Annotated in this window: 24 protein-coding genes; 11 read left to right on the top strand and 13 right to left on the bottom strand. The window is 69.3% G+C overall.

Features of this window, described 5'->3' with window-relative positions:
- Nucleotides 1-11: 11 nt before the first annotated feature.
- The 3 genes from ABC304_RS06555 to ABC304_RS06545 all read right to left on the bottom strand — a co-directional run bounded on the left by ABC304_RS06555 (nucleotide 12) and on the right by ABC304_RS06545 (nucleotide 3,319).
- Nucleotides 12-404, bottom strand: a complete 393-nt coding sequence (locus ABC304_RS06555) for a PPOX class F420-dependent oxidoreductase (RefSeq protein ID WP_412929673.1) — start codon at nucleotides 402-404, stop codon at nucleotides 12-14.
- Nucleotides 401-2,407, bottom strand: coding sequence for a S9 family peptidase (locus ABC304_RS06550; RefSeq protein WP_412929672.1), 2,007 nt, complete (start codon nucleotides 2,405-2,407; stop codon nucleotides 401-403). Before ABC304_RS06550 ends, ABC304_RS06555 begins: the two co-directional genes overlap by 4 nt.
- Before the next feature lie 120 nt (nucleotides 2,408-2,527).
- A complete protein-coding gene (locus ABC304_RS06545; RefSeq protein ID WP_412929671.1) occupies nucleotides 2,528-3,319 on the bottom strand; it encodes a helix-turn-helix transcriptional regulator in 792 nt (263 codons plus the stop codon).
- A gap of 99 nt (nucleotides 3,320-3,418) precedes the next feature.
- Here ABC304_RS06545 and ABC304_RS06540 point away from each other — a divergent pair, with 99 nt between their 5' ends.
- From ABC304_RS06540 to ppk2, 4 genes are all read left to right on the top strand, one after another.
- Nucleotides 3,419-4,351, top strand: coding sequence for an ABC transporter ATP-binding protein (locus ABC304_RS06540; RefSeq protein ID WP_412929670.1), 933 nt, complete (start codon nucleotides 3,419-3,421; stop codon nucleotides 4,349-4,351).
- Nucleotides 4,348-5,226 (top strand): ABC transporter permease, encoded by an 879-nt coding sequence (locus ABC304_RS06535; protein ID WP_412929669.1) that lies wholly within the window; start codon nucleotides 4,348-4,350, stop codon nucleotides 5,224-5,226. Before ABC304_RS06540 ends, ABC304_RS06535 begins: the two co-directional genes overlap by 4 nt.
- A 124-nt stretch (nucleotides 5,227-5,350) precedes the next feature.
- A complete protein-coding gene (locus tag ABC304_RS06530; protein WP_412929668.1) occupies nucleotides 5,351-5,773 on the top strand; it encodes a DUF2000 family protein in 423 nt (140 codons plus the stop codon).
- Nucleotides 5,774-5,903: 130 nt separating this feature from the next.
- Nucleotides 5,904-6,725, top strand: a complete 822-nt coding sequence (gene ppk2 / locus ABC304_RS06525; protein ID WP_412929667.1) for a polyphosphate kinase 2 — start codon at nucleotides 5,904-5,906, stop codon at nucleotides 6,723-6,725.
- 67 nt (nucleotides 6,726-6,792) lie between these two features.
- Here ppk2 and ABC304_RS06520 read toward each other — a convergent pair whose 3' ends face one another.
- Nucleotides 6,793-7,386 (bottom strand): TetR/AcrR family transcriptional regulator, encoded by a 594-nt coding sequence (locus ABC304_RS06520; protein WP_412929666.1) that lies wholly within the window; start codon nucleotides 7,384-7,386, stop codon nucleotides 6,793-6,795.
- 95 nt (nucleotides 7,387-7,481) lie between these two features.
- On the opposite strand from ABC304_RS06520, the gene ABC304_RS06515 reads away from it, so the two are divergent.
- From ABC304_RS06515 to ABC304_RS06500, 4 genes are all read left to right on the top strand, one after another.
- Nucleotides 7,482-8,264 carry a nuclear transport factor 2 family protein gene (locus tag ABC304_RS06515; RefSeq protein ID WP_412929665.1) on the top strand — a complete coding sequence of 261 codons (783 nt, stop codon included), beginning with the start codon at nucleotides 7,482-7,484 and terminating at the stop codon, nucleotides 8,262-8,264.
- 68 nt (nucleotides 8,265-8,332) lie between these two features.
- Nucleotides 8,333-9,496 (top strand): FAD-dependent monooxygenase, encoded by a 1,164-nt coding sequence (locus ABC304_RS06510; RefSeq protein WP_412929664.1) that lies wholly within the window; start codon nucleotides 8,333-8,335, stop codon nucleotides 9,494-9,496.
- Between the two features lie 37 nt (nucleotides 9,497-9,533).
- A complete protein-coding gene (locus ABC304_RS06505) occupies nucleotides 9,534-10,985 on the top strand; it encodes a GH39 family glycosyl hydrolase (RefSeq protein WP_412929663.1) in 1,452 nt (483 codons plus the stop codon).
- Between the two features lie 259 nt (nucleotides 10,986-11,244).
- Nucleotides 11,245-12,333, top strand: coding sequence for a M23 family metallopeptidase (locus tag ABC304_RS06500; protein WP_412929662.1), 1,089 nt, complete (start codon nucleotides 11,245-11,247; stop codon nucleotides 12,331-12,333).
- 60 nt (nucleotides 12,334-12,393) lie between these two features.
- Here the strand turns inward: ABC304_RS06500 and ABC304_RS06495 are convergent, their stop codons facing one another.
- The 6 genes from ABC304_RS06495 to ABC304_RS06470 are packed head-to-tail and all read right to left on the bottom strand — an operon-like array spanning nucleotide 12,394 to nucleotide 22,077.
- Nucleotides 12,394-15,147, bottom strand: a complete 2,754-nt coding sequence (locus ABC304_RS06495) for an alpha-L-rhamnosidase (RefSeq protein WP_412929661.1) — start codon at nucleotides 15,145-15,147, stop codon at nucleotides 12,394-12,396.
- A complete protein-coding gene (locus tag ABC304_RS06490; RefSeq protein WP_412929660.1) occupies nucleotides 15,144-16,925 on the bottom strand; it encodes a glycoside hydrolase family 3 protein in 1,782 nt (593 codons plus the stop codon). Before ABC304_RS06490 ends, ABC304_RS06495 begins: the two co-directional genes overlap by 4 nt.
- Entirely contained in the window at nucleotides 16,922-17,770 is an 849-nt protein-coding gene (locus ABC304_RS06485; RefSeq protein ID WP_412929659.1) for an ABC transporter ATP-binding protein, read from the bottom strand. Before ABC304_RS06485 ends, ABC304_RS06490 begins: the two co-directional genes overlap by 4 nt.
- Entirely contained in the window at nucleotides 17,767-19,557 is a 1,791-nt protein-coding gene (locus ABC304_RS06480) for an ATP-binding cassette domain-containing protein (RefSeq protein WP_412929658.1), read from the bottom strand. Before ABC304_RS06480 ends, ABC304_RS06485 begins: the two co-directional genes overlap by 4 nt.
- Nucleotides 19,554-20,495 carry an ABC transporter permease gene (locus ABC304_RS06475; RefSeq protein ID WP_412929657.1) on the bottom strand — a complete coding sequence of 314 codons (942 nt, stop codon included), beginning with the start codon at nucleotides 20,493-20,495 and terminating at the stop codon, nucleotides 19,554-19,556. The genes ABC304_RS06480 and ABC304_RS06475 overlap by 4 nt, the downstream gene beginning before the upstream one ends.
- A 52-nt stretch (nucleotides 20,496-20,547) precedes the next feature.
- Nucleotides 20,548-22,077: an ABC transporter substrate-binding protein gene (locus ABC304_RS06470; RefSeq protein ID WP_412929655.1), complete on the bottom strand. Its 1,530-nt coding sequence runs from the start codon at nucleotides 22,075-22,077 to the stop codon at nucleotides 20,548-20,550.
- Between the two features lie 127 nt (nucleotides 22,078-22,204).
- Here ABC304_RS06470 and ABC304_RS06465 point away from each other — a divergent pair, with 127 nt between their 5' ends.
- A complete protein-coding gene (locus tag ABC304_RS06465; protein ID WP_412929654.1) occupies nucleotides 22,205-22,807 on the top strand; it encodes a TetR/AcrR family transcriptional regulator in 603 nt (200 codons plus the stop codon).
- A gap of 19 nt (nucleotides 22,808-22,826) precedes the next feature.
- Here the strand turns inward: ABC304_RS06465 and ABC304_RS06460 are convergent, their stop codons facing one another.
- Together ABC304_RS06460 and ABC304_RS06455 are read right to left on the bottom strand one after the other, a co-directional pair.
- On the bottom strand, nucleotides 22,827-23,357 hold the full coding sequence (locus tag ABC304_RS06460) for a Rossmann-fold NAD(P)-binding domain-containing protein (protein ID WP_412929653.1): 531 nt from the start codon (nucleotides 23,355-23,357) through the stop codon (nucleotides 22,827-22,829).
- Nucleotides 23,315-23,869 (bottom strand): NAD-dependent epimerase/dehydratase family protein, encoded by a 555-nt coding sequence (locus ABC304_RS06455; protein WP_412929652.1) that lies wholly within the window; start codon nucleotides 23,867-23,869, stop codon nucleotides 23,315-23,317. The genes ABC304_RS06460 and ABC304_RS06455 overlap by 43 nt, the downstream gene beginning before the upstream one ends.
- 304 nt (nucleotides 23,870-24,173) lie before the next feature.
- Here ABC304_RS06455 and ABC304_RS06450 point away from each other — a divergent pair, with 304 nt between their 5' ends.
- Complete coding sequence (locus tag ABC304_RS06450; RefSeq protein ID WP_412929651.1) at nucleotides 24,174-24,473, top strand: MmyB family transcriptional regulator; 300 nt, start codon at nucleotides 24,174-24,176, stop codon at nucleotides 24,471-24,473.
- A gap of 58 nt (nucleotides 24,474-24,531) precedes the next feature.
- Here the strand turns inward: ABC304_RS06450 and ABC304_RS06445 are convergent, their stop codons facing one another.
- Complete coding sequence (locus ABC304_RS06445; RefSeq protein ID WP_412929650.1) at nucleotides 24,532-24,984, bottom strand: DUF6069 family protein; 453 nt, start codon at nucleotides 24,982-24,984, stop codon at nucleotides 24,532-24,534.
- Nucleotides 24,985-25,090: 106 nt separating this feature from the next.
- On the opposite strand from ABC304_RS06445, the gene ABC304_RS06440 reads away from it, so the two are divergent.
- Nucleotides 25,091-25,693, top strand: coding sequence for a TetR/AcrR family transcriptional regulator (locus ABC304_RS06440; RefSeq protein WP_412929648.1), 603 nt, complete (start codon nucleotides 25,091-25,093; stop codon nucleotides 25,691-25,693).
- Nucleotides 25,694-25,850 lie beyond the last annotated feature (157 nt).

Here is a 25,850-nt window from a genome sequence, read left to right as displayed (position 1 = left end):
ACCGGCGCCCGTCAGACGAGGATCCCGCCGCTGCCCATGAAGCGCGTCGGCGCGATATGGATCGCGACGCGCTGCGGGTTCTCGCGTGGCTGCCGGTAGCGCTGCGCGTAGAGGGCCACGGCGAGGGCCACCTCGTCGGGATCGTCGTGCACCGTGGCGATGCCCTGGATCGTGAGCCAGGCCGGGCCTCCGACCTGGCTCACCGTCGCGGTGCCGTCGCGACGCACATTCCGGACCTTCTGCGACGCCCGCGACGTGATGATGCGCACGACGCCGTCGTGAAGGGTGAATCCCACCGGCACGACGTGGATGCCGCCCCACGGCGCCATCGTCGACAGCGTCGCGAGATGCCGCTCCGTCACGAACTCCACGCCGGCCTCGGTGAGGGCGCGCAGGCCGCTCACGACGCCGCGCCCGCGGGGGTCGGCTCCGGCGCCGGCGTCAGCTTCTCGCCGAACCAGTCGACGAGCAGCTCTCCGCGCTGGACGCGGTGGACGGGACTTCCGGTGCGCGTGAGGGAGTGGCCCTCGCCGGGGAAGCGGATGAAGCGCACGGGGCGACCCAGAACGCGCAGCGCGAAGAAGAGCTCCTCCGCCTGCTGGATCGAGCAGCGCCAGTCCTCCTCGGAGTGGACGATCGCGAGCGGCGCGGTGATGCCGTGCACGAACTTCAGCGGCGACGCATCCCAGTACGGTGCGGCGTCGTCGAGGTGCGAGACGCCGAGATACTGCTCGAAGAACCAGGGGGCCTCGTCTTTCGTCGCGGCGTCGCTCAGGAGGTTGTACGGACCGCGCTCCGCCCATCCCGCGGCGAAGAGGTCGGTGCGCGCGAGGAGCATCGCGGTCATCATGCCGCCGTAGGAGCCGCCCATGACGCCGACCCTCGCAGCATCCACATCCTCGGAGCCGATGAGATGCTCGACGACGGCGACGATGTCGGCCAGGTCGCGCGTGCCCCAGCCCTCGCCGGGCTCTGCGGCGCCCGGGGCGGCATTGACCTTCATCCAGGCCGTGCCGTAGCCCGCCGATCCGCGCGGGTTGAGCCAGCAGACCGCGTAGCCGGCGGCGAGGAGGAGCTGCACCTCGTGCGACCACTGGTAGCCGTACTGGGTGCCGCCGCCCTGCAGCCAGACGATCAGCGGATGCGGCCCGCCGCCGGGCGGCACGGCGACCCACGAGTCGAGGGTGGTGCCGTCGACGTCGACCGGCACGTGACGCGGCTCGATGAAGCGATGGCGGGCGCGGTACGCCGCGTTGGGGTCGTGGATGACGCGCTCGGCCGCATTCGTCCGGCTGCCGGTGATCACGCGCGGCGGTGTGGACGGCGTCGCCTCGACGGCGATCCACCGGTCCCCATCCGCGTCGTGGGCGGTGAGGTGGCGCTGACCGGTCAGGATCGTCCGTGCCGACGGAGCGGACGCGGGCGCGCAGGAGATCTCGACGACCTCCATGCGTCCTTCGCTGCCCACGACCACCGTGAAGGCGTCGTCGGACACCCAGCGGAGTGAGGATGCCGCGCCGTCGCGGTCGACCACGCCGCGCAGGTCGGTCACCCCGCCCGTGGCCAGATCCACGAGGGCCGGATGCGAGGTGCTGGGGTAGCTCTGCAGCTCCACGGCGATGACCGCCGCGCGGCTGCCGGCGGGCGAGAGGACCGGACCCGACAGCTCGCGCGTGGCGTCGGTGATCTGCTCGACGGAGCCGTCCTCGAGCCGCAGACGGAACAGCGCGTTGGCCTCGGTGAGGTCGCGGTCGGGCTGACGCTGCGACACGAAGAGCAGGTGGCCGCCGTCCTCCCACGCGACACCGTGGTCGTCGGCGGTGCCGTCGCTCACACGGCGGACGTCGCCCGATGCCACGTCGACGAGGAAGAGCTGCCGACGGGTGTTCACCGTCCACCCGACGCCGTCCGCCTTGAAGCGGAGGGTCTCGATCACCAGCGGGGGCCGGCGGTCGACGGGAGCCTCCCACCAGGTGCGGTCGTCGGGCACCCGGGCGACGACCGCCAGGGTCGCGCCGTCGGGCGACCAGGCGAGCTCCTCGATCCCGTCGGGGAGGGCGGCCACCTCGCGAGCCTCCCGCGTCTCGTCAGGACGGAGGTCGAGCAGACGCACCGCGCTGCGGCCGTCCCGCGTCGCAGCCCAGGCCAGGGCCTCGCCGGATGGGGAGAAGGCGACGGGACCGACGCCGCGCCCGGCATCCACCTCGGTCAGGTCGGCCCCGCCGGCGTCTCCGAGCAGGAGTCGTCCGACGTAGGTGTTCTCGTCGACGTCGGGACGCGTCTCGAGGATCAGGACGCGTCCGGCGCGCGGCTGCAGGCGGACCTCCACCGGCGTCCAGATCTCCGTGAGGTCGGTGGCGAGGACCGGAGATCCCCCTGATTCAGAACCGCTGTCGACCACTCTCATCCCTCCGCCACGACCGAGGGGCAGGCTATCAGCCGGGCCGACGGCCGCCGCGCCGGGCGGATGAGGATCCTCCACCTGACCCGAACTGCGGGAACGCGGCCGTTGATGCCGCATCATGCGTCAGGCTGCTCGCCGCGCACCGGCGAAGCGCGCGGGCGTCGTCCCGAGCAGCCGCCGGAAGTGACGCGTCAGATGGGCCTGATCGTGGAAGCCGGCCGACGCCGCCGCCGCAGACGGCTTCTCGCCCCTCAGGAGAAGCTCCCGTGCGAGATCGACGCGGCGGCTGGTGAGGTAGCGGTGGGGCGGCATCCCGAACGACGCGGTGAACGACCGCGACAGATGCCCCGGATGCGACCCGAGCGCGAGACCCGCGTCCCGCAGGCTGATGCCGTCGACGAGGTGGCTCTCGAGCAGGTCGCGGAGCCGGCGCGCGAGCACGTCGTCGCGCAGCGGGCGCGGGCGGCCGTGGGCGGCGCCGACCAGGACGTCGGCGACGCCCAGCAGCGCGTGCTCTGCGGCATGCTCCTCCCCCGGCTCGGCGAGCGCGAAGTGGAACCGCCGGGTCGCGGCGAGCAGATCCGTCCGACCGGGCATGTCGACGACGAGACCGGCGACGGACTCCGGCATCCAGTCACCGTCGAGATAGGCGACGCGCTTCGAGAAGCCCTCGCTGCGCGGCGCCGCACGCCCGTCGTGCGCGATACCCGGAGGCAGCAGCGTCGCGCTCGAACGATCGGCGATGCGCCGCCGGCCGCCGAGCTCGTAGACGACCGCGCCCTCGTCGACCAGCATGAGCGCCCAGTCGGCGTGGGCGTGCGCGGGGTACGCGTGATCGGTCATGCGCGCGTGCAGCACCTCGCGCACGGACGGCACGGCCGGGCGCCAGGCCCTCATCCACGTGCCGCCGCCCATGCGAGAACGGTACAAGAGGCCCGACCGCGGCACGAGCGCCCGCCCCGTCAGGCCGCCGAGATGGCGGGTGTGCGACACTCGACCGACGACGGGGGACGAGTGGCCATCGAAGTGCAGGGACTGACGAAGTCCTATCGATCCGTGCGAGCGGTGGACGATCTCAGCTTCTCCGTGGACGACGGCACCCTGTTCGCCTTCCTCGGCGCCAACGGAGCCGGCAAGTCGACCACGATCAACTGCCTCACGACGGTGCTGTCCTTCGATGCCGGACGTGTCGAGATCTCCGGCCACGACGTCGTCCGTGACGGCGCGGCCGCCCGTCGCAGCATCGGGGTCGTCTTCCAGGAGTCGATCCTCGACTCGGCGCTGACGGTCGAGGAGAACCTCCATCTCCGCGCCACCCTCGCGGGTGTCGATCGCTCGCGCGCCACGACGCGCATCCGCGAACTCTCCGACCTCATCTCGCTCGGATCGTTCCTCAAGAGCCGGTACGGAAGGCTGTCCGGCGGACAGCGGCGACGGGTCGACATCGCTCGCGCCCTGCTGCACGAGCCGTCCATCATCTTCCTCGACGAGCCGACGGCCGGTCTCGACCCCGCCAGCCGCGCGATCGTCTGGGAGACCATGCGCGATCTCCGCGAGCGGACCGGCCTGACCGTCTTCCTCACGACCCACTACATGGAGGAGACGGAGGAGGCCGATCGCGTGTGCGTGATCGAGAAGGGGCGCATCATCGCCGACGGCACACCGGCCGCCCTGCGCGCCCGGCACAGCACCAGCGTCCTCACGATCGACACGGACGACCGCAGCGCGCTGTCCGCGTCGGCCGCCGCACAGGGGGCGGAGGTCAGCTACGACAGCGGTCTCGCTGTCATGGCGGTGCCCGACGCCGACACCGCCCGGGCGATCCTCGCAGCCCACGGCGACCACGTCCGGGACTTCGAATTCCGTCACGGCCGCATGGACGATGTGTTCCTCGCGCTCACCGGGCGCACCCCCGAGGGCGACACGGTCGCGGAGACCGCAGCGTGAGGGTCGTCACCGCCGTCGTCGGGCGGAATCTGCGGCTCTTCTTCCGTGACCCGATGAACGTGTTCTTCTCGCTGCTCGGCGCGCTCATCCTGTTCCTGCTCTACACGCTCTTCCTCGGCAACCTTCAGATCGAGGGACTCAAGGGCACCTTCCCGGACGCCACAGAGGATGAGATCCGCACGTTCGTGGACAGCTGGATGTTCGCGGGCATCGTGCTGCTGTCGACCATCACGACCGGTCTCGGAGCGCTGGCACCGCTCGTGAACGACCGCGAGACGGGTCGCTTCCGCGACTTCCTCGTCTCCCCGGTCAGGCGCTCGCAGCTGGTGCTCGGCTACCTCATCTCCGCGGTGACCGTCGCCATCCTGATGTCGAGCATCGTGCTCGTGATCGGACTGCTCTACCTCGGCCTGGTCGACGGCGTCTGGCCTCCCGTCTCCGCCATCGTGCGGCTCCTGGGGGCCGTCGTCCTGTGCTGCCTCGGCTTCACCGCACTCACCGCGTTCATCGTGACGTTCGTCAAGACCAGCGCCGCCTTCTCGGGTCTGTCGACCGTCATGGGAACCATCCTGGGTTTCGTCGCGGGTGCCTACATCCCGGTCGGATCGCTCCCCGACGGCGTCGCGAACGGCGTCAACACGCTGCCGTTCGCGCAGGGTGCCATGCTGCTCCGCCAGGAGTTCACCCGGGAGACGCTGGCCACGATGGTGGGCACCGTGGACGGAGCCGCAGCATCCATCTCCGAGTTCTACGGCATCGACATCCTGATCGACGGCAACGTCCTGCCCGTCTGGGTGGCCGTCGCGGTGCTCTGCGGCGTCGCCGTCGTCTTCACCGTGCTCTCGTCCATCCGCATCCGCGGCCTCATCCGCTGAGGTCGCGCTCCCGGCGAGCTGCCGTCGTCGAGCCCGCCGGCGGACACCGGTGCGCGCGCGGGCCTTCTCCGCGCATGCGAGGAACGTACAAGACACCACGTGCGCAGCATCCCAGGATCGGATCATGACCGATGAGCCCGTCCGCTTCCCCACTCGCATCGCGCTCGTGCTGCGCGATGATCTCGCGCCCTGGCAGATCGCCAACGTCGCGGCGTTCCTGGCCAGCGGCGTCGCAGCGGAACCCGACCTCCTCGGCGAGCCCTACGTCGACGGCGACGGCACCGCCTACCTCGCGCTCCTGGGGCAGCCGATCATGATCCAGCAGGGCGACGCCGCGACGCTGCAGGACGTGCGGGCGAAGGCGGTGTCCCGCGATCTGCGAGTCGCCGTCTACGACCGGGCGATGTTCTCCACCGGCCACGATGCGGCGAACCGCGCGGTCGTGGCCGCCGCGCCGGGCGACGCGCTCGACCTCGTCGGCGTGGCCGTGCACGGTCCGAAGAACGCCGTCGATCGCATCCTGAAGGGCGTGCCGCGCCACCGGTGAGCGCCGCCCCGACCCGGGGACTACGCTCGGACCACGTTCCCGACCCCGGTGATGAGAGCTCGCCGCTCCCACCGGCACGGAATCCTCCGCCCGACGCGCATGTCCGTCGGCAGACGCCGCGAAGGGCCCCATGTCTCCGAAGAAGCAGGACCGCAAGATCAAGCCGACGCACGTGTCGAAGAGGGCCTACGAGAAGGATCTGCGGAAGCTGCAGATCGAGCTGGTCAGCAGGCAGCAGTGGGTCATCGCGACCGGCGCCCGTGTGCTCGTGATCTTCGAGGGGCGGGATGCTGCGGGCAAAGGCGGCGCGATCAAACGCGTGATGCAGTACCTCAACCCCCGTCATGCCCGCGTGGTCGCGCTGCCGCAGCCGACCGAACGCGAGAAGGGCCAGTGGTACTTCCAGCGCTACATCGAGAAGCTGCCCACTGCCGGCGAGATCGTGCTGATGGACCGCTCCTGGTACAACCGCGCGGGTGTGGAGCGGGTGATGGGCTACTGCACCGACGAGCAGTACGAGCGCTTCCTCCAGCAGGTGCCCGTCGTGGAGAAGATGCTGGTGGACGACGGGATCATCCTGCTGAAGTACTGGTACTCGGTGTCCGACACCGAGCAGGAGAAGCGGTTCCGGTCGCGGCTGAACGATCCGATGCGCCGGTGGAAGCTGTCGGACACCGACCTTCTGTCGATCACCCGCTGGGAGGACTACTCCCGCGCCAAGGACGCCATGTTCGAGGTCACCGATCGTCCGGAGACGCCGTGGTGGACCATCAACAGCGACGACAAGAAGGCCGCCCGGCTGAACACGATCAGCCACCTCCTCAGCCAGGTGCCGTACGGCCACCTCGAGCCCGAGGAGGTGCACTTCCCCGAGCGCCCCGCGCCCACCGGGGCCGGTCGCCCTCCCCTCGACGAGCACCGCTTCGTGCCCGACCACGCCGCGACCCTCTGAGGGGCCGGCACCGCGCGGACGACCGCGGCGGTCGCCGGCCGCCCTCGTGGCGAGCGTCGAGATCGAGTCAGGCGACGAGAAGGCTGAACATCGTCTCGAGCGTGTCGGTCATCTCGTCCGCGTTCTGCGTCGGCGAGCGCAGGAAGAACTGCAGGGCGAGTCCGTCACGCAAGGCGATGAGTCCCGAGGCGAGCTTCTCCGGGTCCGCGGTCGCCACCAGCGTCCCGTCCCGCTGCATCTGCGCCAGTGTCCCGCGGAGGTCGCGGTGGATGCGCGTGTACACGTCGTGGAAGAAGTCGTGCGCAGGATGCTCCGGACGGATCGCCTCCGCTGCGAGCTGCGTGAACATGGCCGTGATCCCGGGGGCGGCCGCGTTCGCCCGCACGACCGCGACGATCGCCCGGAAGGGCGAGCCGGACTCGCTGAGAACGCCCTGGAACAGCTCCTGATCGGCCTCGTCTCGCTGGCGCAGCAGCGCCATGAGCAGGTCCTCTTTGCTCTTGAAGTGATGCAGCAGACCCTGTCGTGAGATCCCGCAGGCCTCGGCGATCTCCTGCACCGAAACGCCGTCGAAGCCGGCACGGCCGAAGGCACGGGTCGCCTCGGCCAGGATCTGCTGCTGCCGAGCGCGTCCCGGTGCGTACCCGCTTCCCGTTGACACGCCTTCACCTAACCACAGAACGAATACTTACGGTGATGTAGGTATTCGTGCTACCGTCGCCGCGTTGACCACCCGTAATGCAAAGGAGCTTCACCGTGTCCGACACCATCACCGCGGCATCCCTCGAGGAGATCACCGCCGAGCTCACCCGCCTCCGCGAGGACGTCGCGGCCGCGAAAGCGCTGGCCCAGCGTGCCGAGGACCGCGGGCAGGTGGAGAACCTGTTCAACCGCTACATGTTCCTGCACAACGCATTCGAGGACGAGCAGATCATCCCGATGTGGGTCAAGGAAGGCACCGAGGGCATCCGTGCCCGCTACACCAACGCCGGCCAGTACACCACGTGGCAGAGCGTGACCGACTACCACCGCGGTCGTCCCCACCCCGAGGGCAAGCTCATCCTGCACACGACCAACACCCCCGTGATCGAGGTCGCCGCCGACGGCAAGACGGCGAAGGGCGTCTGGCTCATGGCCGGCACCGAGTCGGGACTGACCGACCCGGCGGTCGCCGAGGCGTTCCCCGACATGTACTCGCCCGACGAGGTGCTCGGCAAGAAGGTCTGGGCGCACTGGGTCTGGTGCAAGTACGCGATCGACTTCCTGAAGCAGGACGGCGAGTGGAAGTTCTGGAAGTTCCGCTGCTACGAGCTGGCCCGTGCGCCGTTCGAGGAGAACTGGGTCAGCTTCGGCCTCAAGAACCAGGGCGCCTTCGATCTCGACCTGATGTACTTCGGCGACGACGGCAAGCCCGTGTTCATGCCTCCCGCCGACGAGCCGGTGCCGTCGAAGAACCACCCCTACAGCCCCGAGACGGTGCAGAAGCTCGAGCCGGTGCCGCCGGTCGCGCACGACACCTTCACCGACACATTCGCCTGAAACGGCCTCAGCACGACATTCCCGTCCCGGGCGCCTCGTCCGGGACGGGACTCAGAAGGGAGCACCTCATGACAGAGCCGCTGAAGGTCCTGATCGTCGGCGCCGGCATCGGTGGTCTGACCACGGCCTCGGCCCTGGCCCGGATCGGCGCACAGGTCGAGGTCATCGACGACAAGCCCGAGATCAGCGTCGCGGGCGTCGGCTTCGGGCTCCGCATCAACGGTCTCCGGGCCGTGCGCGAGATCGGCATGCTGGACGACGTCCTGGAGATGGGCCACCCCGCGCCCGGGATCGACAACTACGACTCCGAGGGCAATCTGCTCAGCACGATGAGCTACGGCACACAGGACGAGGGCCTCCCCGGATGTGTGACGATGTCGCGCGTCGCCTTCCTCGAGATGGCCACACGGCATGCGCTCGACAACGGCTGCACCTTCCGCATGAGCACGACGGTCACCGACATCACACAGGATGACGACACGGCCGCGGTCACCTTCAGCAGCGGCGACCAGGCGGAGTACGACCTCGTCGTGGGCTTCGACGGCCTCAACTCGCAGATCCGCCGTGACTACTTCGGCGAGAAGTACGCCCCCCGCCCCGTCGGCGGCGTGGCCTGGCGGGCGGGACTTCCGAACCGGCGCAAGATCATGCAGCCGATCATCTGCCAGGGCCACGGCGGGAAGATCATGCTCACGCCGCTGTCGGAGGACCTGATGTACATGGTCCTCACCGTGGCGGAGGAGGGGCGCCCTCGCTACGACGCGGACAAGATGGCCGAGATCATGCACGACCGGGCGGTCGCCCTCACCGGAGGAGCCGAGTTCCTGGCCGACGCCCTGGAGGACGTCCGTCACGCCGACAACGTCGCCTACACGCCGTACTCGACCGTCTGGGTGCCGTACCCGTGGTTCCGCGGCCGCGTGATGATTATGGGCGACGCGGCGCACACCATGACCCCCTACCTCGGGTCGGGAGCCGCCATGAGCATCGAGGACGGTGTCGTCCTCGCCCAGGAGCTCGACAAGGACCAGTCTCTGCTCGATGCGCAGCTGAACGTCATGAAGCGCCGCTTGCCGCGCGTCCGCGCCGTCCTCGATCGATCGATCGAATCGATGCTCGAGGAGTTCGACTCCGTGACGCCGGAGGCGTACCGCGCTCGCATCGAGCACCTCCGTCACGACGAGCCGATCGCGAACGAATACGCGAACCGGCTGCTGCGGATGCCCTACTGAGCGGCTCGACCGCCCCATCGAACTCGAGGAGAAGCCCGTGTCGCGAACCGACGAATCCACCCCCGCCCGATTGCTCGTCGTCGACGCCGGGGAGGAGAGCGCTTTCCGGCCGCTGAACGGAGTCGGAGGCATCCCCGGGCCGGCGACCGGCTACCCGCAGTTCCCGGACATGACTCCGCTGTGGCGCGAGGCCGGGGTCACAGTCGTGCGGTCGTTCGACTGGGTCTCACGGCTCGACACGCGCAACAACCCGACGAGCCTGTTCCCCGACTGGGACGCCCCCGTCGACGATCCGGCGAGCTACAACTTCACGGCCACGGACGAGTGGGTGGCGGCCGTCAACGCGGCCGGCGCCGAGGTCATGTTCACGGTGGCCAGCTCGATCCCCTCGAACAAGCTCCCCGCACAGGACGTCGAGCTGTACGGACGGGTCGTGGAGCACATCGTGCGCCATTACTCGCAGGGGTGGGCGGACGGACCGTCGCAGCCCATCCGCATCTACGAGTTCGGCGATCAGCCCGACTTCGGGCCGTTGCACTTCGGGGGTCGCCCCGAGGAGTTCTACGCCATGTACGAGGCGTTCTGCGCGGCGATCCGACGGGTCGACCCGTCGCTGACGGTGGGCGGTCCGGCGCTGGCCTTCCCCCTCGAGACGGATGCGCCCTACCGCGAGGGCTTCCTCGACTTCGTGCGCGAGAACGACCTGCCGCTCGACTTCTTCTCCTTCCTCTGGTTCACCGACGGTAGTCGCGACCCGCTCGACTACCGCTACGTGTCAGCCGAGCTGCGGGCGGTGCTCGATCGGCGCGGGTTCACCGACACCGACCTGACGCTCTGCTACTGGAACTATCTCGCCGTTCCCAGCAGCTCCGCGCCGGCGGCGGAGAAGGGCGCGTTCCAGGCGGCGACGGCGATCTACCTGCAGGACACCGTCACCGACCACGCGTTCTTCTTCCGCGCCGACAGCGGACGCGATCCGCACTACGGGTTCGTCGACCCGGGAGGCGTCGGCACGGCCGACGACCAACCCGACGAGCGCTCTCGTGCACTCGCCCTCGCCGGGCGCGCACTCGCGGGTCGCCGTCTGGCTGTCACGGGCGGCGACGAATCGGGTCTGGCCGTCGCGGCCGGTCGCGAAGGCGATGCTGTGCGCGTGCTCGTGGCCAACTACGCGGCCCCCGACGTGGCGCTCGCCGAGCGTGCGGAGGACCGCTTCACCTTCCGCATCCCCATCGGCGCGGAGCGCATCGAACTGGGCCTCACCCTGCCTCCGCAGCGCCCCGAACTGGCGTCGGCAGGCGCTGCCGCCGTGCGCATCGACGTCCGCAACCTCCCCTGGGCGGGGCGCACGGTGAGCGTCACACGCACCTCGACGACCGGAGCCGTCGACGGCCCCCGTGACGAGCAGGTGTCCGACGCGGGAGACCTCCAGCTCGACCTCGACCTCTCCCCCCAGTCGGTCTTCCTCGTGGAGCTGCAGGCGCGGTAACGTCCGGACCTCGCGTCGACGGCCCATCGACGCTTCGCCCCGGCGGGTGTACTTTCATCCTCAACACGGCAGGTTGGGGAGCGACGTGGGTCGGAGTCGAGCGCTGTTTCGCCGCACCATGGCGCTGTGCGCGTTCGCAGCGGTGTTGCTCGTGACCGGGTGCACGATGGGCGGGTCACCGTCGCCTGACGAGGATCCCGCCGTCGGAGGGCCCGGCGGACCGACGGCCTCGGCCGGGTCAGGTGGCACCGGGGCCGAGATGACCGAGCAGTTCACGCCCATCCTGATGTCGGTGCCGACGACTCCCGGGTGGTTCACCGGCTCGGACGGATCGGTCCACCTCGTGTACGAGGTGGCACTGCTCAACGCCTTCCCGGTCGACGTGACCCTGCAGAAGCTGGAGGTGCTCGACGGGTCGGCGGTCATCGCCACCCTCGAGGGCGACGCGCTGTCGGCAGCCTGGTCGCTGCAGCCGCTCGGCGTGCCACGTCCCGACGCGCTCCCCCCGTCGACGGCCGGCGTCATCTGGATGGATGTCGTCCTCGACGAACCCGGCGATGTGCCCGATACGGTCGACCACCGTCTCACCGTGTCCGTCCCGCCCGGCCTTCCCGTTCCGGAGCAGATCACATCGACGGGTGGAGCGACCACGGCCGCCCCCACGGCCGCCGTGGTCATCTCGCCGCCCCTCGAAGGCGACGGGTGGTTCGCGATCGGCAGCTGCTGCGACGGTCCGCACCGCCGCGCCTTCCAGCCGATCGACAACGGCCAGTACCTCGCCCAGCGGTTCGCGATCGACTTCAACCGGCTGAGCGCGGACGATCGCCTCGCCACCGGCGACCCGTCGCTGAACGAGAGCTGGCCCACCTACGACCAGCCGGTGCTCGCCGTCGCCGATGCCACGGTGATCCGAGCGGCCGACGAGTTCCCCGATCAGGTCCCCGACGCCCCCGAACCCGTCACGATCGACGAGGCCGACGGCAACTACGTCATCCTCGAGCTCTCCGACGGCGTGTTCGCGTTCTACGCGCACCTCAAGCCGGGCTCCGTCGATGTCCGGGTGGGCGACACGGTGACCGCGGGTCAGGAGATCGCCCGCACCGGCAACTCGGGCAGCTCCACCGGGCCGCACCTGCACTTCCAGGTGATGGACCGCCCCTCCGCCCTCGTCGCGAACGGCCTGCCGTACGTGTTCGACCGATTCGACGTCGTCGGCCGCGGGCCCGCACTGGCCGACCTGCCCACCGCTGACCCCCAGGGTGTCGCGATCACGATCGACACCAGCACCGCCGGCAGTCGCACCGACGAACTTCCTCTGGGACGCGACATCCTCGACTTCGCCGGCTAGCGCTCGCCGTTCGGAGGTCATCCGCGGCTTCAGGTCGATGCACCGTTCAGGTGGTCGCACTCAACCGTTGAGGGCGGCCGCGATCGCCTCGACGACGTCGGCCGGAACACCGAAGAGGGCCGCTCCCAGCGGTGTCCCCATCGTCCAGTCCGTTCGTCGACGCACGTTGTCGGCGAGGTCCCGATCGTGGGCCTCCAGCACGCCCATGACTACCGCATACGCGCCGGGATGGGCGACGATGTCGGCGATCGGGCTCCAGAGCATGACGTGGCCCGTGCTCACGACTGTCCTTGCGGATGTGATCCAGCTGTGGTGACCGGGACCGACCTCCGCCGCCTCGACGCCGGGGATCGACACCTCTGCGCGGGCATGCGCGGGCACGTCGAGCGTCCAGACGACGCAGTCCCCGTCTCGTCGCCACCCTCCCGCGATGACGCCGGACGATGTGTCGAGCTCGACTTTCGCATCGTCCATGCCCGTGACCTCGAGGGGTGCGAAACGGATGCGCCGATAGCCGTCTGCGGCGGGCGCAACACCGGCGACCCGGCGATACAGCCAGTCCACCACCGCGCCGAGGGCGTAGTGATTGAACGAGGTCATCTCACCCGGGTTGACGGTGCCGTCGGGAAGAAGGGAATCCCAGCGCTCCCACACCGTCGTGGCGCCCATCGTCACCGGGTAGAGCCAGGACGGGAGCCGCGTCTGCAGCATCAGGCGCGAGGCTTCTTCGACGTGACCGAAGTCGACGAGGGCGTCCAACACGACCGGCGTTCCGAGGAAGCCCGTCGAGATGTGGAACGCCTCGCGGCGGACGACGTGGGCGAGGCGTTCGGCCAGGGCCGCGCGCAACTGCGCATCACGGACGATGTCGAAGCGAAGCGCGAGGGCGTACGCCGTGGCGGCATCGGACATCATGCGACCGCCGGCGGTCACGTAGGCCGATTGGAAGGCGTGTCGAGTCGCATCGGCCTCCCGCGACGCCGTGTCGGAAGCCTCGTCCTCGCCGGCCGACTTCGCGGCCGCGGACAGCAGATCCAGGGACCTGATGCGGTACGCGGTGGCGACGATCTCCGGCGGTGTCTTCGCCGCTCCCGCCATGTCCGCCGGAGCCGACGGGTCCAGCCAGTCGCCGAACTGCAGCGACGAATCCCAGAGCAGCCCACCCGCGGCCTCGCCCTCGACCGCGACCCATCGCTGCATGCTCGGCACCGACCGGTGCAGGAGATCGAGGTCTGCATACCGCTCGGCGAGGACCGAGGGGACCACTGTCGCCGCGTCTCCCCAGCCGGCTGCCGGCCAGGCCGGACCGAAGACGTTGGGGACGATGGTCGGCACGACTCCGTCGCTGCGATCCTGCTCCAGACGCAGATCCGTCAGCCAGTGGGCGAGGAAGCCGTTGCAGTCGTACAGCGTCGTCGCCGTCGGCGCGAAGACCTGCACGTCGCCCGTCCAGCCCAAGCGTTCATCACGCTGCGGGCAGTCGGTCGGGAGTGCCAGGAAGTTGCCCTTCATCCCCCACACCACGTTCTCGTGGAGCTGCTGGATGAGCGCATGTGACGTCATGAAGCGTCCCGTGCGACGCATGTCGCTGTGAAGGACGACGGCCTCCACCGCCGACGGGTCGAAATCGCCCGGCCACCCCTCGATGTCGACGTACCGGAAGCCATGGAAGGTGCCGACGGGCTCGAAGAAATCCTCCCCCTCACCGGACGTGATGAAGGTGTCGGTCGCCGCCGCGCGGCGCAGCGGCCGAAGTGCGAGCTCGCCGCTCTCGAGGACCTCGGCGTGGCGGACCACGATGGCCGAGCCCGCCGCGCCGGCCGCGCGGAGGCGCAGTCGTCCGACGAGGTTCTGGCCGAAGTCGAGGACGAGCCGGCCCGAGGGCGACTCCAGGACCTCGACGACCGGCAGTGTCTGGGTGCGACGGACCGGTTCGCTCGTCCGTGCGGCGGGCACGGGCTGCTCGTCAGCGAGCAGCACCGGGTCCCACTGCGCCGCCATCTGCGGGCCCCAGTCGAGTGCGCGTCGGGCATCAACCGATTCGCCTGCGTAGATCCCCGACGCGACGACGACGCCCGCGGCGGCGGCCCGCCACCTGCCGTCCGTGACCAGAACCTGCTCGTCGCCGTCCACATAGCGGATGTGCAGCTGGGCGGCGGCGGAAGGCTGATCGCCGTAGAAGCGCGCGGCGCCGTCTCCGAAGCCGTACTGCTCGGTGTACCAGGCACCGGTCACCTCGAGGCTGAGGGTGTGCGATCCGGGCGTTAGGTGGGCGGTGACGTCGGTGGTCTCGTGAATGACGCGCGGGTAGGCCGTCCACCCGGGGGCGAGCACCGCATCGTCCACCTCGTGGCCGTCGATGCGAGCCACGACGGCACCCAATGCCGTCCAGTAGAGCGTCGCGGACGCGACCTGGCGGTCGATCTCGATGACGGATGCCGCGACGAACGGCTGGGCCGCCTCGCTCGGGTCACGCAGCCTCACGAACCCGGCGCGCCATTCGTCTTCCCCGAGCGATCCGTTGCGCACTCTCAATGGCTCACTGGGACGCGACCATGCTCCATTGGCATCGCGAAGGCGGACCGACACCGTCACGTCGGCGCGGGGCTCGAGGTCATCGAACGGCCACGGCAGCAGGGAATTGCGGGCCGTCTCGATGACGGCCGTGCGGCCGTCGCCGAGCGTGATCTCGACCGCGCCCTGCGTCCAGTCGGCGTCTTCCGTCGCCGCGACCCAGCTCAGGCGCGGGCGAGGCACACCGACCCACGCGGAGTCGGATCGGTACTCCGCGCGCACCGTCGTGACGCGTGTCACCGGGTGACCTGGCTCTCGGGGGCGCCGATGACGAGGCCCCATCCGGAAGGGAAGAGCGGGTCGATCGTGTCATCGGCGACGTCCGGTGCGGACGCTGCCACGGCCTGCATCGAGCGCGGCAGCTCGAACGGCAGACGCCCTTCGGGGATGATGCGTCCGGTCAGCCCCTCGATGACGGCCACGTCCGATGCACCGAAGTCGGCGACGACCGTCGCCACCGAGTCCATCAGCGGGGTGAGGATCGCCGGCCGGTCAAGCTGCACGACCAGCACGACAGGAGCGTCCTCCGCCAGCCGGCGCACCTGTTCCGTCAGCTCGATCGGGAAATTGAGGGATCCCTGATGCATTCCCTTCTCGAGGAAGAAATGATCGCGAAGCTCGAATGGTGCGGCCACCCGCATGACGACGACGTCGGCATCGGCAGCCGGGACGGCTCGCCACCCGGTCGGCAGCGGCTCGGGCGAGAAGCCCACGAAATGGACGTCGAGCCCACTCCGCAGCGGAAGGTGGGCGGCCGAGTCCTCTGCCGCGTTCGTGAGCACGGTGAGGGCTCGTGTCTGCGCCCTCTCCCCCAGCGCGACGTCTGCAGCGGCGGGCAGCTCAGGATCGCCGATGACAGCGGGGGTTTCGTGGTCGACGAGATGGAGGTCCAGCATCATCTGCACGATTCGCACGGCGGATTCGCGGATGCGTTCCGGGCGCAGCAGCCCGGCCTCCACGGCGGCCACGACCATCGCCGTGTCCTTCTCTCCGCCGAGTTGGTCGACTCCGGCATCGAAGATCCGTCCGACGCGCTCGATCTCCGAGAGGTGCTCCACACCCCACGCACGAGCGGGGAAGGGCTTCCCCATGATCTCGATGTCGGTCACGAGCCCGAAATCGCTCAGGACGACGCCGGTGAAGCCGAGTTTCTCCCTCAGCAGGCCGGTGATCATCTGACGGTTGAACGCGAACCCGACCGGTTCGACGGCCTCCCCGTCCACGACGAGATCCTGCGGCATCCCGTAGTAGGGCATGATCGCCGCCGCCCCCGCGGCGATGGCGGCGCGGAACGGGGCGAGGTGCTCTTCGAAGCGACCGCCCGGATACACCTGCTCGCGGCCGTAGGGGAAGTGCGGGTCCTCCCCGTCGAGCTGAGGTCCACCTCCGGGGAAGTGCTTGACGGTGGCGGCGACACTCCCGGCGCCGAGGTGCGGGCCCTGCAGACCGTCAAGAAAGGCTTCCAGCATCCGCGCGGTCGATTCCGACGTGTTGCCGAAGCTCTGGGCCTGTCGTCCCCAGCGCGGCTCGGTCGCGAGGTCGACCTGCGGGTGCAGCGCCATGCGGATTCCCATGGCCAGGTAGTCCCGTCGCACGACGTCGGCAAAGCGACGGACGAGGTCGACATCGCCCAGCGCGCCGAGACCCAGCGGTTCAGGCCACTGCGAGACGCCGGCCGCCCTGTGGGCGGCTCCATCGGCCTGGATGAAGGAATGTCGAGGGTCCGTCGAGAACACCAGCGGCAGCGGGGAGCCCGAATCGCGCGTCAGCCTTTGCAGGTCGGCGATGATGCGAGCAGTCTGCGCCGGGTCCGGGAGCGGGCCGAGATTGAAGAAGCGGATGCCGCGATCGACGATCAGTTCGCGCATGCTCGGTCCCCCGAATCCGGAAGAGGCATCAGGATCCGGACCGATCACGACCACCGGGTGCATGAGCAGGCCGATCTGCTGCTGAAGGGGAAGGGCATCGACGATCTCCGTCGCACGGTCGGTCGTCCGATCCGTGTTGATCGTGGTCATCGAGTCGTCTCCTGGGAATAGGGCGCCATGGCGCGGGAGGCCTCATAGTCCGCTCGGCGGCGCGCCTGCGCAGCAGGATCCGCGACCGGGGCGGCGAGGAGGAGCTGGCGGGTGTAGGGGTTCGTGGGCGAGGTGGTCACAGCGTGAGCGTCGCCCGCCTCGACGATGCGACCGTGGCGCATCACTGCGACGCGATGACTCATGACCCGCACGACGGAGAGGTCGTGGGAGATGAAGAGGTAGGCGACACCCGTCCGCTCCTGCACGTCGAGGAACAGGTCGAGAACCCGCGCCTGGGTGGTCAGGTCGAGGGCGGAGACGGGTTCGTCGCACACGATCAGCCGGGGTTCGAGCACCAGAGCGCGGGCGATGGCGATGCGCTGCCGTTGACCGCCGGAGAATTCGCGCGGGAGCCGGCGGACCGCGTCGGCGGGCAGATGCACCAGGTCGAGCGCCTCCCGGATGCGGTCGTCTGCCTCTGAGCGACTGACACGGCGCACGCGCAGGGGCTCGGCGAGACTCTCGCCGACCGTCAGCGAGGGGCTCAGCGACGACAGCGGGTCCTGGAACACCACCTGGATGTCGCGAGCGAGTTCTCGTCGCACCCGCTGCGACACGTGTGCGATGTCTCTTCCGTCATACGAGATGCTCCCGCCGCTGACGGGGGCGAGGCCGAGGATGGCGCGTCCGAGGGTCGACTTCCCCGAACCCGATTCCCCGACCAGACCGACGGTCTCGCCCGCGCGCACGTCGAGGGAGACCTCGTGGAGCGCCGTGAAGGCCGGCTTGCGCCATCCTCTCCCCGGGTACGTCACGGTCAGGTCGGAGACGGTCAGCAGGCTCATCGGGCGACCTCCGGAGTATCGGTGAAGGGGGCGCGCGTGGGCGCATCGTCGAGCAGCGCGTCGAAGAGCGTGCGCGTGTAGGGGTGCTGAGGGTCGGCGAAGACGGCCGCGACGGGTCCCGTCTCCACGATGGCTCCCGCGCGCATCACCGAGACCGTGTCCGCCAGGTCGGCGACGACGCCGAAGTTGTGCGTGACGATGAGCAACGCCAGTCCCATCTCCTTCTGCAGCTGCCGCAGCATGCCGAGCACCTCTGCCTGCACCGTGACGTCGAGTGCTGTCGTCGGTTCGTCCGCGATGAGGAGGTCGGGGTCGCAGGAGATGGCGCCGGCGATGAGGATGCGCTGCGCCATCCCTCCGGAGATCTGATGCGGGTACGAGGACATCACCCGTTCGGGGTCCGCGATGCCCACTCGTCGGAGCAGAGTGCGAGCGCGATCGCGTGCCGCGTCGTTCGACATCTTCATGACTACCCGGAGGGGCTCCGTGAGCTGGTGGCCGATCGTGTAGGACGGGTCGAGGTTGCTCAGAGGTTCTTGAGGAACGTAGGCGATGCGACGTCCGCGCAGGTTGCGCAGCGCGCCGGAACCGCGTCCGGTGATCTCGGCGCCGTCGAAGGTGATCGAGCCCGCGACGATCCGGCCGCCCGCGGGCAGGAGTCCGAGCGTCGCCCATGCCGTCTGGGTCTTGCCCGAGCCGGATTCACCGATGAGGGCGTGCACTTCCGAGGGCATCACGGCGAGGTCCACTCCCTCGACGACGGTGGTCCACCCGCCGTCCTTGGGGTAGGCGACGGCGAGCCCCCGGATGTTCAGCAACGGCTCGACGTCTGCACCCACGACATCGTGGCGGACCGCCGCGACGGGTGGATCGTCCGAAGCCGTCCATGCTCCGCGGGAGCGTCCTCCGCGGTCTCCGGCGAACTCCATCTCATCCCTCAGCGCGGTGCCGAGAAGGGTGAGGGCGATGCAGGTCAGCGCGATGGCCAGGCTGGGCCAGACCATCAGGCTCGGAGCGCGGAAGATGTTGTAGAAGCCCTCGCTCAGCATCCCTCCCCATGTCGGAAGCGAGGTGTCTCCGAGTCCGAGGAAGTCGAGGATGGCCTGGATGCCGACACCGACGCCGAAGATCCCCGCCACCAGCAGGACCGCGGGAGCGCGCACGGCTGTGAGGATGTGGCGTCCGATGATGCGGGCGTCGCTCAGGCCGGCGACCTTCGCCGCATCGATGTAGAGCTCTTCGCGCACGGCTCGGACGGCTCCGGACACGACGCGGTAGAACGCGGGTGAGATCAGCACGCCGAAGATGGCCATGACCAGCCAGAGGGAAGGGCCGACGACCGCGCGCACGGCGAGGAGCACGACCAGGGCGGGCAGCGCCATCAGCAAGCCGGCCAGCCAGGCCGCCACGGTGTCGAACCAGCCGCCGTAGTAGCCCGCGATGAGACCCGCGGGCACGCCGACGAGAGCGGCAACAGTGACGGTGACGAGCGCGCCGGCGAGGCTCACGGAGGTCGCGAAGACGAGCCGGGACAGGACGTCGCGTCCGGCGCTGTCTCCGCCGAGAAGATGGACGGCGTCGGGTGCCGCGAGCACGTTGCGGATGTCGGCGGCATTCGGATCGAACGGCACGAGGAAGGGTCCGACCACGGCCACGGCGGCGAGGAGCGCGAGGAAGACGAGGGTGACCACGCCCAGCGGGTTCGTCAGGAGCCGACGGAAGAGACCCTTCCGAAGCGACGGGGGGCCCTGGGGGATGGGCGCTGTGAACGGCTCTGCGGCGGTCATGACAGGCGCACCTTCGGGTTGAGCCACCCCTGCAGGAGGTCGATGGCGAGATTGACGAGGACGACGAGCACGGCGGTCACGATGACGACCCCCATCACGACGGGGATGTCGCCCCGCGACGTGGCGCCCACGGCCGCCTGACCGAGGCCGGGCAGCGAGAACACCTGCTCGACGATGACGGCACCGCCGAACACGACGACGAACTGCAGGCCCAGAACACCGAGAGCCGGTCCGGCTGCGTTGCGCAGGGCGTGACCGTATACGACGCGGCGCGTCGGCAGGCCGCGGGATTCGAGGGTGCGGATGTAGTCCATGCGGAGGACGTCGATCATCGAGCCGCGAACCTGCTGCGTGACAGCAGCGGTGGCGCCGATGGCGAGAGCGACGATCGGCAGCGTCACCGTCGACAACCACCCGCTGAACGACACGGTGATGGGGATGTACCCGGTGGCCGGCAGCCAGCGCAGTGTGAGACCGAACACCGTGGCGAGAGCCAGCGCGAAGAGGAATCCGGGCACCGCTGCGGCGACGACCGAGACCACCTGCAGTCCGCGGTCGACCCACCCCCGCCGCCCGGCGGACAGGGCTCCCAGGATGACGGCGAGGAGGGCGGAGAGAAGGATCGCGCCGATCGTGACGGACAGCGTGACGGGGACCCGCACCAGCAGGAGCTGAGTGACGGGCTCGCCGGTGAACCAGGAGCGACCCAGATCGCCGGTGACGGCGTTCGACAGCCAGTCACCGAACTGAACCACGAGAGGTCGGTCGATTCCCAGTTCAGCCGCTTTGCGCGCGACGATCTCCGGAGCTGCGGTCTGGCCGACGATGTTGCGGGCGGTGTCCTGGGCTCCGACGTAGAGGAGGAAAAAGGCGAGGACGCAGAGCGTCACTACGATGACGACGCCCGCACCGAGCCTGCGGAGGATGTAGATGATCATGATGGTCGGCGGGGACGGGCCTCGAGGCCCGTCCCCGCCTGCTCCATTCCGGCTACTTGGGCTGGATGTTCCAGAGGTACGGGGCGATGTTGTCCGTCTGCATCACGACCTGCGTGCCCGCGTTGCTGAAGAAGGCGCTCTGCGCCCGGTAGACAGGCGCGAACCACGCCTGCTCGACGATCCACTCGTTGATCTGCTGGGCGAGCGCGGTCGCCTCGTCACCCTGTGCCACCTGAAGGCGGGCGGCCAGAGCGTCGAGCTCGGGGTCCGCCACGTGCGATGTGTTCCATGTCGAGTACGGCAGCATCGACAGCTGCAGCGTCTGCCACGCCGTCGGGTCGGACTGCAACTGGAAGGGGAACGCAGCCCACGTGCCGCCGAGCATCTTCGGGAAGAGGTCCTCGCCGGTCTGCTCCCACTGCACGGAGATGCCGACTGCCGCCAGCTGCTCGGCGTAGATGGCGAACTCCGAGTCGGGGACGAAATTGTTGCGGGGCATGACGAGCGTGAATCCGTCCGGATAGCCCGCGTCCGTGAGGAGCGACTTGGCCTTCTCCGGGTCATAGGGGTATCGGTTGTCGAGATCGGCCTCGAAGGCGTCGCCGGCTGCCGAGAACACCTGCGTCGTCGGTGTGCCGTAGCCCGCCGCGAGTGCACTCACGAGCGCCTCCCGGTCGAGCGCATAGTTGATGGCCTGGCGCACGCGCACGTCTCCCATGGCGGGATTGATCGTGCCGTTGCGGTCCGTCAGGAGGAAGCCGGCCCAGTTGAGCTCGGTGGTGTTCGCCGTGTATCCGGCAGCCTGCGCGTCGGGGATCTGCGTCGGGATGTTGGACGCCGACACGTCCACCTGACCGCCCTTGAGCGCGTTGACGAGCGCTGTCGCGTCGCTGTAGACGTTCACGACGATCTCGTCGTAGTGCACCGAGTCCTCGTCCCAGTAGTCGTCGCGCTTGTCGAAGACGTAGGAGGAACCGACCACGGTCTTCGACTGATCGAGCTCATAGGGGCCGGTGCCGATGGGATCCGTCTTGGCGTCGGCGGAGTCCCACATCGCAGGGCTGCCCTGAAGGCCCGCGTTCTGGCTCAGGTAGACGAGGAAGGCAGGGTCCGGTGCGGACAGCGTGATCAGGACGGTCTTGTCGTCGACCGCCTCGGCCGACGACATCGCGGTCAGGAATGAGGAGTTGTCACTCGTTCCATCGCGGAAGCGGGTGAGGTTCCCGGCCGCGACCTCGGCGGTGAAGGCCTCGCCGTCCGAGAAGGTGACGCCGTCGCGCAGCGTCAGCGTGAGCTTCGTGAGCGAATCATCCCAGGACCAGTCCGTGGCGAGACCCTCCTCCAGGGTTCCATCGGGTGCCGCCCGCAGCAGGGTGTCGTACACCGGCTGCAGGAAGGCGACGTCACCCGCCCACCGGGCTTCCCAGGGCGCGAAGGACGCGAGCGTCGCCGCAGCGCCGTACCGGAGGGTCTTGCTCCCTTCCGAACTGCCGGTGCTGCCGGTTCCGCCACCGGAACATGCGGACAGCGCGAGCAGGCCGGCGAGGGCGGTCGCTACCACGGTGAGTTTTCTGCTGTGCATCCTTGCACGGTCCTTTCGATGCTGAAGGGAGGGCCACGAGTGGGGCTCCGGTCAAGCTAACACAAAACCGGACGCTTATCCGGTTTATAGCCGAGGGTGATGTGCGGGCTCGTGCTACGTTCACTGGGTGTCGGCTCAAGTGACGCGTCGCCGAGGCGAATACGCGAAGTCTGCGGCGCGGCGCGAGCAGATCCTCGATGCCGCCGCCGAGGTGTTCAGCCGATCGGGTTTCACCGCCGCGTCGCTCGCAGACATCGCGGAGGCGGCGAACATGAGCATCGCCGGCCTCAATCATCACTTCGCCACCAAGACGCAGCTGCTCGAAGCGGTCTTCGACCGCAGTCGAGAGGTGGCCGTCTCCCTGTTCACCAGCAGCGACCCGCTCGACAACCTGCGGGCATCGCTCGACCTGGCCCAATCCAACGAGGGCGACCCGGTGACGATCCGCCTCTTCGCGGTCATGTCCGCGGAAGCGACATCGCCGGAGCACCCGGCTCACCACCGTCTCCTGCAGCACTACGACGCCACCCTGAACGCGGTGCTCGGCTCCTTCGTGGAGCTCGAACGGTCCGGACGACTGAGGCCGGACGTCCGACCGGACGACGCGGCGAGAGCATACGTCGCGCTGTCGGACGGTCTGCAGATCCAGGCGATGTATCAGCCGGACGCGTTCTCGCAGCCCGACGTGATCAGACGGCTTCTCAGCAGCTTCCTCACCGAGCCCCTCTGACGACCGCCGCTGCGGCCGATCAGGAGCCGAGCGGGGCGGTCCGTCCGAGGTCCAGGAAGCTCGTCGCCGCGTCGACCACCGTCTCCTCGAGGGGGCGCGACGTCCACCCGAGGATCCGACGGATCTTCGACGCGTCGATCCGCTTCACGATGTCGATGTCGGCTGCCGGTCCGCGCAGAGCGGGATTCGTCTCCGCGGCCGCGCGGATGTCGTCGCTCGGCGTCGTCCTGGTCGCCACGTTCGCGGCGGCGTCACCGAGCCGAGCTCGCAGGATCGCGCCGATCTCGACGAGGGTGAGCCCCGCACCGCTGCCCACGATGAATCGCCGACCCGCAGCATCCGGGGTCGTCATCGCACGCACGTGCGCGTCGGCCACATCCCGCACGTCGACGATCGGGATCCAGAGGTTCGGGAACGACTCGAGCTCTCCCGTGAGGATGCGGCGCACGATCGCATTGCCGCCCGTGACCGACGTCGACACCGCCGGCCCCATGACCGCGACGGGGTTCAGGGCGACGAGCTCGAAGGCTGCTCCGGGCCCGAGTCCCACGCGGCGCGCTCGGCGAGCACCTTGCTGCGGCCGTAGGCATCCATGCCCGGACCCTCGAGGGGCGACCAGTCATCGTCGGTGAAGGTGTGGTCGGTGCGGCCCCGGCCGAGTCCGACGGCGTGGAAGGCCGAGGTCAGCACCACGCGCTTCACGCGGGCGTCCTCCGCGGCGCGCAGCACCCGCAGCGTGCCCTCCCGGGCCGGCACGATCACCTCCTCCTCGTTCTCGACGTGACCCGGCATGACGGGAGATGCGACGTGGAAGACGACGTCGACGCCGCCGACGGCCTGCCTCCAGCCGTCGTCGGTGAGCAGATCGGCCGCAACGAGCTCGAGCCGGTCACCGGGATCGACGCCGATGCGGGCGAGCTGTTCGCGCACATGCGGCTCGCGGTCGAGGGAGCGTGCCGTGGTGCGGACGGTGTGCCCCTGCTCGAGCAGGGCTGCGAGGACGTGTCCGGCGATGAAGCCGGCACCGCCGGTGACGAGGATGGAGGGCTGTTCGGTGGTCATGACATGAGCCTCTTCGGGCGGCGCAGAGTCAGCCAGGTCCCCCGCGATCCTGGGAGTGAAGGGACCAGGATGCAGACGGGCGGAGCGCCTACGCTGACGGGCGTGACGGATGCGGCGGCCAACGAGCTCGGGGACTTCCTGCGCGCGCGGCGCGAACTCGTCCCGCCCGAGCTGGTCGGCATCCCCGTCGTCGGCGTCCGCCGGGTGCCGGGCCTGCGACGCGAGGAGGTCGCCATGCTCGCGGGCATCAGCGCCGATTACCACCCTGTTCGAACCGCACTGGGAGCAGGCCGCGGGCGCCCTCGTGGCCGGCTTCCGGCAGTCCGTCGGCACCGACACGGACGATCCGCAGTTCATCGAGCTGGTCGGCGAGCTCTCGCTCACCTCGCCGCTCTTCCGGCGACTGTGGGGCCGCCACGAGATCCGCGTGCGGCAGGGAGCCTCCCTGCGGTTCGAGCATCCGCAGCTCGGCGAGTTGCGCGTCGACCGAGAGAAGCTGGCCGTCACCGGCAACGAGGGCATGATACTCGTGATCTACCACGCAGCGGCAGGGTCTACGGATGCCGACAAGCTCGCGCTGCTCGCGTCCACCGCCGCGGGCTGAGTCGCTGATTCGACCCTGGTTGTCGGCCGCTACCGGAGGACTTTCTGCGCGACAGGTGTCAGACGCGACGCCCTCCGGCATTCCGGCCGCGACCGGCCAGCACGTACGCCGTCACGGCGCACGCGACGACGACGAGGTGCATGAGCATCAGGGCCGCCACGGCGGGCAGGTTGGTGCCGGGGATGAAGCCGAACACGAGCAGCAGCACGTCCGGGACGAGTGATGCGAGTGTCACCACCGGCACCAGTATCCGAAGCACACGGCGCGGGTTGCGGGCTCTGGCGTGAACGAGGGTCCATCCGATCCACCCGACCACCACCCCGATCACGGTGAACAGCGCCTGCGCCGGCACGGAGAGGGGGCCGTAGCCTGCGGGCGCGCCGAAGGCCACGGCAGCGAGGGCGATGCACGCATTGACCACGACGGCGGTGACGACGGCGGTCGCGAGCAGAAGTACGGTCCGTCCCTTCGACGTCGATGCCTGTCGCGGGAGGGAGGAAGCGGTGGTCATGGCAGCTCCAGTTCGTCGATCGAGCCACGCTGCCGCGATTACGGTTCCAGCTGGTCTCGTTATCTGGAATACGGTACTACGTGGTCCCGCAACGTACAATCGCCTCATGGCGACGACGGAGAAGACCGGCGCCGCGGGGCGGCCGCGCGATCCCGAGGTCGAGCGCAGCATATTGATCGCGACGCAGGATCTCCTGCTCGAAAGGGGCTATGCCGGCACGACGATCGCCGGGGTCGCTCAGCGCGCGCGGTGCGGCAAGTCGGCCATCTACCGTCGGTGGGACTCGAAGCCCGAGCTGGTCGTCGCGGCGGTCAGAGCGTCGCAGCAGCCTTCCGAGATTCCCGACACCGGAGACCTGCGGGAAGACCTGCTCGCCGCGGCCCTGCACTTCGCCGACGCGGGCGATCGCTCGGGTCTCGTCCTGGCGCGGGTGCTCAGCGAGATCGGACGGGACTCCGAGCTCTACGCCGCCGCTCACCGTGTGATCGGCGGTCCCCCCGTGGCGACACTCGTGAGCGTGATCGAACAATGGATCCGCAGAGGCGTCGTCTCAGCCGACGTTCCCGTGGACCTCATCGCCGGGATCGTGCCGACAGCCGCGTTCGGCAGCGTCACCATGCGCCAGCGGGCCCTCGAACGCGAGGTGGTGACTGCACTCATCGACTCTGTCGTGATCCCCGCCCTGTCTCAGCAGATTCGCTCGGAGTAGACGCGCGCGACGGACTCCGAGAACACGAAAGACCCGCGTCTTCACGCGGGTCTCGAAGTGGTTCTCGTGGCGGAGACGGAGGGATTTGAAGCCCAGCGATCGACTTCGCGTCCGTTCGCGCTAGACCATTAGCGGTCTGAAAACCGCGTAAATACGC

The sequence above is a fragment of the Microbacterium jepli genome, from assembly GCF_047237905.1.
In the GTDB taxonomy this organism is placed as follows: domain Bacteria; phylum Actinomycetota; class Actinomycetes; order Actinomycetales; family Microbacteriaceae; genus Microbacterium.
Note: the sequence above shows the minus strand (reverse complement) of the source record. Positions and strands in the feature narration are given on the sequence as shown.

Bases quoted from the DNA above. Each gene is read 5' to 3' on its own strand.
- ABC304_RS06550 (WP_412929672.1), bottom strand. From the start codon at position 2,407: ATGAGAGTGGTCGACAGCGGTTCTGAATCAGGGGGATCTCCGGTCCTC.
- ABC304_RS06545 (WP_412929671.1), bottom strand. From the start codon at position 3,319: ATGGGCGGCGGCACGTGGATGAGGGCCTGGCGCCCGGCCGTGCCGTCC.
- ABC304_RS06530 (WP_412929668.1), top strand. From the start codon at position 5,351: ATGACCGATGAGCCCGTCCGCTTCCCCACTCGCATCGCGCTCGTGCTG.
- ppk2 (WP_412929667.1), top strand. From the start codon at position 5,904: ATGTCTCCGAAGAAGCAGGACCGCAAGATCAAGCCGACGCACGTGTCG.
- ABC304_RS06510 (WP_412929664.1), top strand. From the start codon at position 8,333: ATGACAGAGCCGCTGAAGGTCCTGATCGTCGGCGCCGGCATCGGTGGT.
- ABC304_RS06500 (WP_412929662.1), top strand. From the start codon at position 11,245: ATGACCGAGCAGTTCACGCCCATCCTGATGTCGGTGCCGACGACTCCC.
- ABC304_RS06490 (WP_412929660.1), bottom strand. From the start codon at position 16,925: ATGACCACGATCAACACGGATCGGACGACCGACCGTGCGACGGAGATC.
- ABC304_RS06485 (WP_412929659.1), bottom strand. From the start codon at position 17,770: ATGAGCCTGCTGACCGTCTCCGACCTGACCGTGACGTACCCGGGGAGA.
- ABC304_RS06480 (WP_412929658.1), bottom strand. From the start codon at position 19,557: ATGACCGCCGCAGAGCCGTTCACAGCGCCCATCCCCCAGGGCCCCCCG.
- ABC304_RS06475 (WP_412929657.1), bottom strand. From the start codon at position 20,495: ATGATCATCTACATCCTCCGCAGGCTCGGTGCGGGCGTCGTCATCGTA.
- ABC304_RS06470 (WP_412929655.1), bottom strand. From the start codon at position 22,077: ATGCACAGCAGAAAACTCACCGTGGTAGCGACCGCCCTCGCCGGCCTG.
- ABC304_RS06455 (WP_412929652.1), bottom strand. From the start codon at position 23,869: ATGACCACCGAACAGCCCTCCATCCTCGTCACCGGCGGTGCCGGCTTC.
- ABC304_RS06445 (WP_412929650.1), bottom strand. From the start codon at position 24,984: ATGACCACCGCTTCCTCCCTCCCGCGACAGGCATCGACGTCGAAGGGA.
- ABC304_RS06440 (WP_412929648.1), top strand. From the start codon at position 25,091: ATGGCGACGACGGAGAAGACCGGCGCCGCGGGGCGGCCGCGCGATCCC.